This is a genomic window from Niallia sp. MER 6 (genome assembly GCF_023714395.1).
In the GTDB taxonomy this organism is placed as follows: Bacteria; Bacillota; Bacilli; order Bacillales; family Cytobacillaceae; genus Niallia.
Genome location: NZ_JAMAUK010000030.1, coordinates 1 through 13,177, shown reverse-complemented (window position 1 = coordinate 13,177; position 13,177 = coordinate 1). Strand labels below are relative to the sequence as shown.

The window sequence follows — 13,177 nt, the reverse complement described above, 5'->3', positions numbered from 1 at the left end:
ATTACCCTCTTTTCCAGCGAATGCCCTGTGGCGTATCTTCTAATATGATGTTCAACGCTTTCAATTGGTCTCTAATTTGGTCAGCCAATTGGAAATTACGTTCTTTGCGTGCCTGATTTCGTTTCTCGATAAGTGCTTCTATTTCCTCGTCAAGCAAATCTTCCTGCGCAAGCGAAAGCCCAAGCACTCCGAAAAGCTCTTCAAATTCTTTTATAAACGCATTGATGACAGCCGCTGACGTCGTCTTTTCCAATAAGTAATAATTAGCTTGCTGGGAAAGTTCAAATAACACGGAAATACCGTTAGCTGTGTTAAAATCATCATCCATACTTTCAATGAATTGATTATGCAAATTAGTGATTTTATTCAGCCATTCTTCATTCGTATCCGTTAGGTCAGTGCTTGTAACCTTGCGGTGCAGCAAGTTATCGTAAGAAGTTCTAATACGCTCCAATCCAGCTCTTGTATTCTCTAGTACTTCTTCACTGTAATTGATTGGGTTGCGGTAATGAACCGACAGCATAAAGAATCTTAATACTTGTGGATCGTGGATCTGCAGAATATCGTGAACTGTAATAAAGTTACCTAACGACTTAGACATTTTCTCATTATCAATATTAATATAGCCATTGTGCATCCAATAGTTTGCAAACGTCTTTCCTGATAATGCCTCTGATTGGGCAATCTCATTCTCATGATGAGGGAAGGCTAGATCCTGTCCTCCTGCATGAATGTCAATTGTGTCCCCTAAATACTTTTTAACCATTGCTGAGCACTCTATATGCCATCCTGGTCTTCCTTGTCCCCATGGGCTTTCCCAAGAGATTTCTCCCTCTTTTGCATTTTTCCATAGAGCGAAATCAAGAGAATCTTGCTTTTTTTCACCAACAGCTATTCTTGCTCCAGATCTAAGCTCATCAATTGATTGATGCGATAATTTACCGTATCCTTCAAATTTTCTAGTATGATAATAGACATCTCCCTCTGACTCATAAGCATAGCCTTTATCAATTAGCGCTGCGATGAATTCAATAATGATATCCATACTTTCTGTTACACGAGGATGGGTATCTGCTTTTTTGCAACCAAGTGCTGTAACGTCTTCAAAATAAGCTTCAATAAAGCGGTCTGCAATAGCAGGAACCTCTTCTCCAAGCTCATTGGCAGCCCTAATCAATTTATCGTCTACATCAGTGAAATTAGAAACAAAGTTTACATCATAGCCTCTAAATTCTAGATAGCGTCTTACTGTATCAAATACTATTGCTGGTCTTGCATTTCCAATATGAATATAGTTGTATACGGTTGGACCGCAAACATACATTTTAACCTTACCCTCTTCTAAAGGTACAAAATCTTCTTTTTCCCTTGATAATGTATTATAAATTTGAATAGGCATTACCTATATCTCCCTTCCTTTTTCAGCTCTTTCAATTCGGTTTTTAAATGAAGCAGCTCATTCTCTAATTCCTTCATTCTCTCCGCAAATGGGTCAGGTAAATCGGAGTGGTTTAAGTCTTTTTTTATTCTAATACCATCCTGCACCACTACCGTCCCAGGAATACCTACGACTGTGGAATTTGGCGGAACATCTTTCAAAACAACAGAACCGGCTCCAATTTTTGCATTCTCACCAATAATTATCGAACCTAATACTTTTGCTCCAGTTGCAATTAACGCATTATCCTTGACCGTTGGATGTCTCTTTCCTTTTTCTTTCCCGGTTCCTCCTAAGGTTACCCCTTGAAATATCGTCACATTATCACCAATTTCGCAAGTTTCCCCTATAACAACTCCCATGCCATGATCTATAAAGAGTCTTTTTCCAATCGTCGCTCCTGGGTGTATTTCTACACCAGTTACTAAACGGCTGAATTGAGATATCGTGCGGGCAAGAAAAAACCATCTATGTTTGTAAAAACGATGCGCAAGGCGATGAAGCCAAATCGCATGCAATCCAGAGTAAGTAAGGACTACTTCAATTGTGCTTCTTGCTGCAGGATCTTGTTCAAATACTACTGATATGTCTTCTTTAATGCGCTTAAACATTTTAACCCTCCCAATTCCTTCTCTATTTACATGAAAGCCGTTTATATTCCCCCAACTTTGCTTTATACCTACAAAAAAAAGCGTCTCTGTCCATAAAGACAGAGACGCTTTTATATGCGCGGTTCCACTCTGTTTAGATTATTCCCTAGGCAATAATCTCCACTCAAACCTTGTTAACGGTTAGGAACCGCCTCTATTTACTAAACAAAAGACCTAGAAACTGCTTTTCGTTTTTCAATATAGGACTCAGAGGGGCACTTCAAAAAAGGAGAGGCTTGAACCACTTTCAGCCGCTGATGGTTCTCTCTAAAAAGCATCCTTTTTTTACTTTTCCTCTTCTACGATTTATTATTTATTTGGTTTTCCTTTACTATATTACATTTTTATCAGAATGTTAACCAATTAGAGATAATAATCTTTTTTCAATTTTAGAAGATCCAAGCAATTCAATTGCTTTAGGAAGATCTGGTCCATGTGTTTGACCAGTTGCAGCTACACGAATCGGCATAAATAAATTTTTGCCTTTTTGGCCTGTAGCCTTCTGGACTTTTTTAATGGCAGCTTTAATATTATCTGCAGTCCATTCACTCAAAGCATCCAGCTCTTCCTTAAAGGAAGACAGCACTTCCTTCACTTGTTCACCAGATAATACCTCTTTTGCTTCTTCATCATACTCTATATCTTCACTGAAGAACAATGTAGATAGACCGACAATATCAGCACCACAGCTCATTTGCTCCTGGTACAAGCCGATTAGATTATGAACCCACATGTCCTCTTCACTTGAACGGTTCTCCTCAACAAGTCCTGCTTTAATAAGATGAGGTAACGCCAGCTCAATGACCTTGCTTAGGTCAGCCTTTTTAATGTACTGGTTGTTCATCCATGCCAGTTTATTCTGGTCAAAGAGAGCAGGTGACTTCGAAAGTCTTGCTGCGTCAAAGATTTTGATGAATTCATCCTTCGTAAAGAGCTCTTCCTCTCCTTCTGGAGACCAACCTAGCAGGGTAATAAAGTTGAAAAGTGCTTCTGGCAGATAGCCAAGCTCTTCATATTGCTCGATAAATTGAATAATAGATTCATCTCGTTTGCTCAGTTTCTTTCTGCTTTCATTGACGATTAAAGTCATATGGCCAAACACTGGTCTCTCCCAATTAAGCGCATCATAAATCATCAGCTGCTTAGGTGTGTTTGTAATATGGTCATCTCCCCTAAGAACGTGGGAAATTTCCATTAGATGATCATCTATAGCAACCGCAAAGTTATATGTAGGGGTGCCGTCTTTTTTAACGATAACATAATCCCCAATTGTTTCTGATTCAAAAGAAACAGATCCTTTGACCATGTCCTCAAATTCATACACAACATTCTCTGGAACCTTAATTCGGATGCTAGGCTGTCTGCCTTCCGCTTCTAGTTTCGCCTGTTCTTCCTTAGTCAAATGACGGCATTTGCCGGAGTATTTCGGTGTTTCATTATTCTTTACTTGCTCTTCCCGCTCTGCTTCAATTTCTTCTTCCGTACAGTAGCACTTATACGCTAATCCGCGATCAAGCAATTCAGTATAATATTTTTTATAGATGTCATTTCGCTCTGATTGACGGTAAGGACCAAAATCTCCACCGACATCTACGCTTTCGTCCCAATCTATGCCAAGCCACTTTAAGTATTTTAATTGGCTTTGCTCTCCACCTTCGATATTACGTTTTTTATCTGTATCCTCAATTCGGATAATAAACTTCCCACCCAAATTGCGTGCATATAAATAATTGAATAATGCAGTACGCGCATTCCCTATGTGTAAATGTCCCGTTGGACTTGGGGCATAACGAACACGTATTTCGTTACTCATGGTTCTGCCTCCTCGAATTTGTTTCATAAATATTTCTTGTTTATTCTATCACTTAGTATTTTCCATTAAAAGAGTGTTACTACATTTTTCTCTGTAAAAGAACAACTGCCAAAGAGGCAATTCCTTCTCCTCTTCCTGTAAATCCTAATTTCTCTGTTGTTGTCGCCTTTACATTTACGTTTTCAAGCGGTGTTTCCAACAGCTCAGCAATTCTAGATTGCATTTCCTTAATATGCGGCGCCATTTTTGGCTGCTGTGCCATAATTGTACAATCAGCATTCACCAACTCATAGCCTTTTGACTTCACCATACTCCAAACTTCTTTTAACAGAACTGCTGAATCAAAGTCCTTGAAAGCCTGATCTGTATCAGGAAAATGCCTGCCAATGTCTCCTTCTCCTATAGCACCCAAGCAAGCATCTGCTATAGTATGTAAAAGCACATCTGCGTCAGAGTGTCCAAGCAGTCCTTTTTCATAAGGAATCTCAATACCGCCGATTATAAGCGGTCTCCCCTCTACTAGTTGATGCACATCAAAACCTTGTCCTATTCGCAACATGTCTTGTACTCCTTTTGCTGTTAAGATTTATACTTTATTTTTTGTATGATTGCCTCTGCAAAATATAGATCTTCTGGTGTAGTTAATTTTATATTGTCATAGTTGCCCATGACAATTCTAACGTCTTGCCCCAATCTCTCTACAAGACTAGCATCATCTGTGCCTAGAAACCCCTCTTCAATTGCTCTTTCATGGGCTTCTTTTAACAAGGAAATACGAAAAGCTTGTGGGGTCTGGATAGCCCACAAGCTAGAACGTTCTACTGTCTCTTCAACTACCCCGTCTTTTACCTTTTTGACGGTATCTTTAATTGGGACCGCTAAGACAGATGCTCCACTCGCTGCTGCAGCTTCCGTCAACTCCTTCATCTGATGAAGGTCGATGAATGGTCTAGCGGCATCATGAACAAGGACGATAGCATCATCTGAAATTTCCTTTACAGCATTGTAGACACTATACTGCCTTTCATCTCCACCGTTTACGATTGCAGCAATTTTCGTTATTTTATTCCTTTTTATCAGTCCATGCATTTCTTGTTTATCCTGGGGGCTGGTAACCAACCAAATCTTGCTACAGTTTTCATCCTTTTCAAACACCTTGAGAGTATGGATAAATACTGGCAGACCGTCTATTTTAAGGAACAGTTTATTCTTCCCTGCTCCCATTCTTTTCCCCTGACCCGCGGCCGGTATAATGACTTCATAAGCCATAAAACAAACTCCCATCCATTACAATGCTTTTTCTAATAACTTTGGTTTTGCAAAAATCATTCTTCCTGCCGATGTCTGCAAAACACTAGTGACAAGCACATCAATATGTTTTCCTATAAAGTTGCGTCCTTCTTCAACAACGATCATCGTGCCGTCATCCAAATAGGCAACACCTTGGTTATGCTCTTTACCATCTTTAATAATAAGTATCTTCATTTCTTCCCCTGGCAAAACAACTGGTTTTACAGCATTCGCCAAGTCATTAATATTTAGAACGGATACCTTTTGCAATTCACAAACCTTATTTAGGTTAAAATCATTAGTAACTACAACACCATTTGTGATTTTAGCGAGCTTTACAAGCTTGCTGTCCACTTCTGTAATTTCTTCAAAGTCGCCTTCATAAATCTCCACTTTGATTGCAAGCTCTTTCTGAATGCGATTGAGGATATCAAGACCTCTTCTTCCTCTGTTTCTTTTCAAAGCATCAGATGAATCTGCGATATGCTGTAATTCACCAAGTACAAACTGCGGAATTACAATCGTTCCCTCAAGGAAACCTGTCTGGCAAATGTCAGCGATTCTTCCATCAATAATGACACTCGTATCTAGAATTTTCAAATTGCTCTTTTCTGGTTTTGATACTTCCTCTTCATTTGCTTTCTTCTTTCTAGCTGCAAAAAGAGTGGATAGCTCGTCTCTCTTTTTGAACCCTACCTGAAAACCTAAATAGCCAAAAAGTAAAGTTAAAAGAATAGGCGCGACCGTATTGATTAACGGTACTTTTATGGCGGTTAGTGCATAGCCTATCAAGAAGGCTAATATCAGTCCAAATGCTAAACCGACACTTCCTGTAATAATATCAGTGATTGGAGCCTTAACAAGGGTTTCTTCCACCAGCTTGATAAAATTAACAATATAATCTATCGCCCAAAAAGTAATAAAATAAAAAATAATGGCACCAAGTATTGCCGATACATAAGGGTTATTTATTAAATTATGATTTAAGTTAACCATATTTAATAAATCAGGAATAAAAACGATTCCCAAAGTCCCTCCAATAATTAAAAAACATGCCTGTACAATCCGTCTTAACAATACTTACACCTCCTCTTTCACATTATAAACAAATTCCCGAATTTGAAACCTAATATTACAGAGAATTTTTTTATTTGTAATGAAAAAGTTAAATAGCAAACTTTTTGTTCTTTTTTGGCTATTTTTAGAGTAGCATTCTTGGTAATTAAATGTCAAATTATTTAAACATTACATTTTATCATACCAATAATGCAACTTCAATTGTTTTTTCTATAGAACTTGTCCGGTTACTCTCCTAAGGCAGCTTTTAACGCCTCTCCAACAGAACTGACACCAATCAGTTCAATCCCCTTGGGAGCACTAAGACCTGATAGGTTATTAGCAGGCAATATAACGCGCTCAAATCCTAATTTAGCCGCTTCTTGTACTCGTTGTTCGATTCTGGATACTCTTCGCACTTCCCCAGTCAGACCTACTTCTCCAATAATGCAGTCTGTCGCCCTTGTGGTCTTATCTCTGAAGCTGGATGCAATACTAACAGCTATAGCAAGATCAATCGCCGGTTCATCAAGCTTAACTCCTCCCGCAACCTTTAAATAAGCATCTTGGTTTTGCAACAGCATTCCAACTCTTTTTTCAAGTACTGCCATCAATAATGGCACACGATTATGATCTATCCCTGTTGCCATCCGTCTTGGATTTCCAAAGCTTGTTGGAGAAATAAGGGCTTGTATCTCGACAAGCACAGGTCTTGTTCCTTCCATGGATGCCACAACTGTTGATCCAGCAGCACCTTGTGAACGTTCCTCCAGAAATATTTCTGATGGATTTTCGACTTCTTCCAGTCCAAATTCCTTCATTTCAAAGATTCCCATTTCATTCGTGGAGCCGAAACGGTTTTTAACAGCCCGCAATATCCTGTAGGTATGATGTCGTTCTCCCTCAAAATATAAAACGGTATCCACCATGTGCTCAAGCAGTCTTGGGCCTGCAATAGACCCTTCCTTTGTCACATGACCAACTATAAAAATGGCAATTCCCTTTGTCTTTCCTATCCTCATCAGTTCAGCTGTACACTCTCGCACTTGGGAGACACTCCCCGGGGCAGAAGTGACTTCTGGATGAAAAATTGTTTGGATAGAGTCTATTACCACAAAATCTACCTTTGAGTTTTCTATCGTTCTGCTGATTTCCTCTAAGTTTGTCTCTGAATATACAAGGAGATCATCAGACATAACTCCAAGCCTGTCCGCTCTCAGCTTTGTTTGTTTTTGTGATTCCTCTCCTGAAACATATAAAACAGACTGTTTTTTCAGGGCTAATTGTGCAGATACCTGCAAGAGCAGTGTCGATTTCCCAATCCCCGGATCTCCTCCGATAAGCACAAGAGAACCAGGTACCACCCCACCTCCGAGCACGCGGTTAAGCTCTTCTAGATCTGTTTTAATTCGAGGCTCATTAACTGTCTCAATGCTTGTTACAGGAATAGGCTTGGCAGCTATTGTCACACCTTGAGAATGAGCAAATGCCCCTTTCCTCTGTGCTGGAGCCTTTTCTACTTCTTCCACCATTGTATTCCAATTTCCACAGCCTGGACATTTACCCATCCATTTTGCAGACTCATAGCCGCATTCCTGACATAAGAACTTTGTCTTTCTTTTCGCCATGCTTGTATCTCCTTACCTTTAACTATCTCTTCTATTCATACAAAGTATAAATGGCACACGCAATAGTAAAACGTGTGCCATTTATGATATTAAGCGTTATTTTTGCAGGTTTGTCAATTGCTGTGTATCTTTCACCCTTACAGTGAATTCCCCATCTTCCACATCTAGATCAATATGCTGTCCGTTTAAGACCGTGCCTTTTAAAAGCTCCTCTGACAGACGGTCTTCGATATGCTTCTGAATGGCCCTGCGTAGTGGTCTAGCTCCATATTCAGGATCATAACCTTCTTGTGCGATCTTCTCCTTAGCAGCATCAGTGATAGTCAAATATATTTCTTGTTCTTTCAATCTGCTTACTAACTGATCTGCCATTAGAGATACAATCTCTTGAAGATGCTTCTTCTCTAAGGAATGGAACACAATAATCTCATCGATACGGTTTAAGAACTCTGGACGGAATGCTCTTTTCAGCTCTTCCATCACACGTCCTTTCATATCTTTGTAGTCCTGTTCACCATCCTGAATATTAAAGCCTACATATTTATTCGTTTTTAAAGCAGACGCACCAACATTCGATGTCATGATTAGTACTGTATTTCTAAAATCAACTGTTCTTCCTTTAGAGTCAGTTAAGCGCCCGTCTTCTAACACCTGCAGCAGAATATTGAAAACATCCGGGTGAGCTTTTTCTATTTCATCTAAAAGTACAACTGAATAAGGTTTTCTTCTTACTTTCTCAGTAAGCTGTCCGCCTTCCTCATAACCTACATACCCTGGAGGTGAACCAACAAGTCTTGACGTAGAATGCTTCTCCATGTACTCGGACATATCAATGCGAATCATTGCATCTTCTTCGCCAAACATTGATTCAGCAAGGGCACGCGCAAGCTCTGTTTTACCTACACCTGTTGGTCCTAAGAAAATGAAGGAACCAATAGGGCGTTTTGGATCTTTCAAACCGGCTCTTGCTCTTCTTACAGCTTTGGAGATAGCTTTTACTGCTTCCTCTTGGCCAATTACCCTGTTATGAAGAATGTTTTCCATATTAAGAAGCTTATCTGTTTCAGTTTGTGCCAATCTTGATACAGGGATTCCAGTCCAGCTTGATACAACAGTTGCGATATCTTCCACTGTTACTTCTGTATTTTCTTGACCCTGTTTTTCTTTCCAATTCTTCTTCGTTTCTTCCAGCTGTTCACGAAGTCTTTGCTCTGTGTCACGCAAGGAAGCAGCCTTTTCAAACTCTTGGCTTTGGACTGATGCATCCTTTTCTTTGCGCACTTCCTCTAATTTAACTTCTAGTTCCTTTAAGTTAGGAGGAGTTGTGTAAGATCTTAATCTTACCTTCGATCCTGCTTCATCTATTAAATCAATTGCTTTATCTGGCAAGAAGCGATCAGAAATATAACGATCTGACAATTTCACTGCTGCTTCAATTGCTTCATCAATGATTGATACACGGTGATGCGCCTCATATCTGTCACGCAGACCTTTTAAAATCTGGATAGATTCATCAATAGTAGGCTCATCAACTGTGATTGGTTGGAAACGTCTTTCTAGAGCAGCATCTTTCTCAATATATTTGCGGTACTCATCTAATGTAGTCGCACCAATACATTGCAGCTCTCCTCGAGCAAGGGAAGGCTTTAGAATATTAGATGCATCAATTGCACCTTCAGCACCGCCTGCCCCAATCAGTGTATGCAACTCATCAATAAAGAGAATGATGTTACCTGCTTGGCGAATCTCATCCATAACCTTTTTCAAACGGTCCTCAAATTCACCGCGGTATTTTGTTCCTGCTACAACTGTACCCATATCTAAAGTCATAACCCTTTTATCTCTTAAAATTTCAGGTACTTCATTTTGAACAATTTGCTGTGCCAATCCTTCTGCTATTGCAGTTTTACCGACACCAGGCTCACCGATAAGAACAGGATTGTTTTTAGTTCTTCTGCTCAATACTTCAATTACACGTTGAATTTCCTTACTTCTACCAATAACTGGATCTAGACTACCTTCTCTTGCAATAGCAGTTAAATCTCGTGCAAGACTGTCTAGAGTTGGAGTATTTGCGCTTGCAGCAGAGCTGCCTTGATGGCTTCCCGATTCACTGCTTCCAAGTAGTTGTAATACTTGCTGTCTTGCTTTATTTAAACTAACACCAACATTATTGAGGACTCGTGCTGCTACACCTTCTCCTTCTCGGATAAGACCAAGAAGAATATGCTCTGTACCTACATAAGAATGACCAAGCTTTCTTGCTTCATCCATAGAAAGTTCAATTACTTTTTTTGCTCTAGGAGTGTAGTGGATTGTTTGAGAACCTTCCTGACCTCTGCCAATTAGGTTTTCTACCTCCTCCTGGATTTTTTCAGGACTTAAGCCAAGTGCTTGCAGTGCCTTTGCAGCAATGCCTTCTCCTTCTCGGACTAAACCAAGAAGAATATGTTCTGTACCAATATTGTTATGTCCTAAGCGGATTGCTTCCTCTTGTGAAAGTGCCAGTACCTTTTGTGCTCTTTCTGTAAAACGTCCAAACATCATAATGTCATCCTCCCAATTATATAATTACTCTGTTTCCAACAATAATCTTTCTCTTATTAAGGATGCGCGGCGTATGTCGCGATCATTTGGATTCATTTGCCCGCCTGAATAAAGTTGCAGAAAACCAGGCTGAGTCAAGATAAGCAGTTCATTTAGTATCCCTTTTGATACATTTTTAATAAAGCCCATATCGATACCTAATTGAAGGTCCGATAAGCATTTAGCTGCTTCTTTTGTTTCTATTATTCTGCTGTTACAGAGGATTCCATATGATCGGAAAACCCTATCTTCTAATTGTATGTTTGAAGTTCTTACTAATGCCTCTCTTGCAGCTCTTTCTTGTTCAATAAGCTGATGCACGACGCTTTTTAATTCTTCTACTATATCGCTTTCTGATTTCCCTAATGTTATCTGGTTGGATATTTGAAATATATTACCTAAAGCTTCGCTGCCCTCACCGTAAATTCCTCTAACAACTAAACCTAATTGATTGATGGCAGGAATAATTCTATTCATTTGTTGGGTTAGAACCATCCCAGGGAGATGCATCATAACAGATGCTCTTAAGCCAGTGCCTATATTTGTCGGACAGCTTGTTATATACCCAAGCTCAAGGTGATAAGCATAATCAATGGACTCTTCCAGCCAATTGTCTATTTTATTTGCTTTCTCTAACGCTTCCATAACCTGCAAACCAGGCTTTATACATTGGATTCTAATGTGGTCTTCTTCATTGAGCATGATGCTTACTTCCTCATCCTCAGAAAGAACGCATGCTCCATATGCAGCATCATTGGCAAGAAGAGGACTGATTAAATGTTTTTCAACAAGAACCCTTTTTTCAAGTTGCTGAAGATCTTCCATTTTAAGTAGTTCTAAGTTGTCAAAACTTTCGTTTGACTGTGCTGATACCTTTTCACCGACTTTTTGAATCACTGTTTCTGCTTCTTCATTAGAGAAAAGTATCGGAAACTTGATGGAATTTATGTTTCTAGCTAATCTTATTCGAGAGGTCAGAACGATGTCAGAGTCTGGTCCATCTGAGCACATCCAAGATGTTTTTGCTTTATTAATGAATTTTTCAAAAGACAACTCTTACTCGCTCCCCTCATTAAAAGTAACCAATTGTTTTTCCTTTTTTCTAATCTCGTCTCTTACCTCAGCAGCCTTTTCAAACTCCTCTTGTATGATAAGATCTTTAAGTGTTTCTCTAAGTTTGCCAATTTCCTTTTTGATTAAGATATGTCCGCCTACTCTTTCTGGAACCTTTCCTTTATGTTCGACATTTCCTCCATGCAATCTCTTTAAAATTGGCTGAAGTCTGTCTTTGAAAGTTTCATAGCAATTAGGACAGCCAAACCTCCCAATTTTCGTGAATTGAGGGAAAGTCATTGAGCATTCCTTACATTGAAGCTCTGCTTCCTTTTGATACGGGTCATGTTTAATATGTTGAATGCTCGGTTCCATGTTTAGTAAACCGGCTAACAGGCTATTGAATGAAAATCCCGGAGTTTCATTTGCCGTAAACAAATCTCCCTTTTCTCTGGCACAATGTTCACATAGATGAAATTCCGTTTTATTCCCATTAATGATTTTGGAGTAATGAAGTGTTGCAGGCCTTTGATTACATTCTGAACAATTCATGCTTTCACCTCACAACTAACATTATTATTTATATTTTAGGGTAGTTAACATCGCTTTTAACAGTCTTGCTCTTAGTTCATCTCTATATGGAAGGTCAAGATACAGTACAGAGCGATCAATAACACTTAGCATTATTTTCGCTTCTCTTTCATTTATGACCTCTTCTTCAACAAGACGGTAAATGACGTCTTCTGCACTGCTTTGAGGTATTCGACTTTGAATAAGGGAAAGTAATTGGTCGATCAGATGAGCGTAATCATGTGATTGAACCTTCATTATTCGAATGAAGCCGCCTCCGCCACGTTTGCTTTCAACTAAATACCCTTTTTCAATTGTGAATCGGGTATTGATGACGTAATTTATTTGTGATGGTACACAATCGAATTTGTCGGCAACTTCGCTTCGTTTTATTTCAACAAGTGATTTTCCGCTCATCTCTAATACTTCTTTTAAATAATGCTCAATTATATCCGAAATATTTCTCACCAAGCCTCCCCCTTCTGACTTTGACTATATTTGACTATAATTATACATGATAAAAAAGTCGTTTAGCAAGATTGATGTTTTATTAATTTTCCCATTATCGCTTAATTTCAAACCTAGAGAAAAAATTTTTATAGGTATTAGAGGGGGGATTGATAAATTATATTTAACTATAGTCGGATTTGTGTAGATTTTCAAGTAATAGCATGAGCATTTTTTGAGGTAATGGTAAGTGGATTTTAAGAAGCATGATTTTTGGGAGTTATAAATAAAAAAAGTCTTAAAAGCAAAATGCCTTTAAGACTTTTCAGGTGCCTGGCGACGTCCTACTCTCACAGGGGGAGAGCCCCCAACTACCATCGGCGCTGAGAAGCTTAACTTCCGTGTTCGGTATGGGAACGGGTGTGACCTTCTCGCTATCGCCACCAGACTATTTAATTTTGAGAGTTATTCCCTCAAAACTAGATTATGTTGTAAGAAGAAAGAATGAGTAATCATTTATTAGTTAAGTCCTCGATCTATTAGTATTTGTCAGCTCCACGTGTCACCACGCTTCCACCTCAAACCTATCAACCTGATCATCTTTCAGGGATCTTACTAGCTTACGCTATGGGAAATCTCATCTTGA

Annotated in this window: 11 protein-coding genes, 2 rRNA genes and 1 other annotated feature; all 13 genes read right to left on the bottom strand. The window is 39.1% G+C overall.

The genetic code is table 11. The annotated features are described in order from the left end of the window. Position 1: 1 nt before the first annotated feature. On the bottom strand, positions 2-1,399 hold the full coding sequence (gene cysS / locus M3600_RS23465) for a cysteine--tRNA ligase (RefSeq protein ID WP_251647794.1): 1,398 nt from the start codon (positions 1,397-1,399) through the stop codon (positions 2-4). Then, a complete protein-coding gene (gene cysE / locus M3600_RS23460; protein ID WP_192486443.1) occupies positions 1,399-2,049 on the bottom strand; it encodes a serine O-acetyltransferase in 651 nt (216 codons plus the stop codon). Before cysE ends, cysS begins: the two co-directional genes overlap by 1 nt. 97 nt (positions 2,050-2,146) lie before the next feature. Next, positions 2,147-2,399, bottom strand: a binding site (T-box leader). Between the two features lie 44 nt (positions 2,400-2,443). Beyond that, positions 2,444-3,901 carry a glutamate--tRNA ligase gene (gene gltX / locus M3600_RS23455; RefSeq protein ID WP_192486444.1) on the bottom strand — a complete coding sequence of 486 codons (1,458 nt, stop codon included), beginning with the start codon at positions 3,899-3,901 and terminating at the stop codon, positions 2,444-2,446. A 79-nt stretch (positions 3,902-3,980) separates the two neighbouring features. Further along, positions 3,981-4,460, bottom strand: a complete 480-nt coding sequence (gene ispF / locus M3600_RS23450) for a 2-C-methyl-D-erythritol 2,4-cyclodiphosphate synthase (RefSeq protein ID WP_251647792.1) — start codon at positions 4,458-4,460, stop codon at positions 3,981-3,983. 20 nt (positions 4,461-4,480) lie between these two features. Beyond that, positions 4,481-5,170 carry a 2-C-methyl-D-erythritol 4-phosphate cytidylyltransferase gene (gene ispD, locus M3600_RS23445; RefSeq protein ID WP_192486446.1) on the bottom strand — a complete coding sequence of 230 codons (690 nt, stop codon included), beginning with the start codon at positions 5,168-5,170 and terminating at the stop codon, positions 4,481-4,483. Between the two features lie 18 nt (positions 5,171-5,188). Beyond that, the gene (locus tag M3600_RS23440) at positions 5,189-6,268 is read right to left on the bottom strand and encodes a PIN/TRAM domain-containing protein (RefSeq protein ID WP_192486447.1); all 1,080 of its coding nucleotides are present in this window, start codon (positions 6,266-6,268) and stop codon (positions 5,189-5,191) included. A gap of 227 nt (positions 6,269-6,495) precedes the next feature. Next, positions 6,496-7,875, bottom strand: a complete 1,380-nt coding sequence (radA, locus tag M3600_RS23435) for a DNA repair protein RadA (RefSeq protein ID WP_192486448.1) — start codon at positions 7,873-7,875, stop codon at positions 6,496-6,498. Positions 7,876-7,971: 96 nt separating this feature from the next. Next, positions 7,972-10,422, bottom strand: coding sequence for an ATP-dependent protease ATP-binding subunit ClpC (gene clpC, locus M3600_RS23430; protein ID WP_251647790.1), 2,451 nt, complete (start codon positions 10,420-10,422; stop codon positions 7,972-7,974). Positions 10,423-10,446: 24 nt separating this feature from the next. After that, entirely contained in the window at positions 10,447-11,514 is a 1,068-nt protein-coding gene (gene mcsB / locus M3600_RS23425; RefSeq protein WP_192486450.1) for a protein-arginine kinase McsB, read from the bottom strand. A gap of 3 nt (positions 11,515-11,517) precedes the next feature. Next, positions 11,518-12,066: a protein-arginine kinase activator protein McsA gene (gene mcsA / locus M3600_RS23420; protein WP_233318650.1), complete on the bottom strand. Its 549-nt coding sequence runs from the start codon at positions 12,064-12,066 to the stop codon at positions 11,518-11,520. 24 nt (positions 12,067-12,090) lie between these two features. Beyond that, complete coding sequence (locus M3600_RS23415) at positions 12,091-12,552, bottom strand: CtsR family transcriptional regulator (RefSeq protein WP_192486452.1); 462 nt, start codon at positions 12,550-12,552, stop codon at positions 12,091-12,093. A 310-nt stretch (positions 12,553-12,862) separates the two neighbouring features. Beyond that, a 5S ribosomal RNA gene (gene rrf, locus M3600_RS23410) occupies positions 12,863-12,979 on the bottom strand. 71 nt (positions 12,980-13,050) lie between these two features. Beyond that, positions 13,051-13,177, bottom strand: a 23S ribosomal RNA gene (locus M3600_RS23405); the annotation flags it as partial.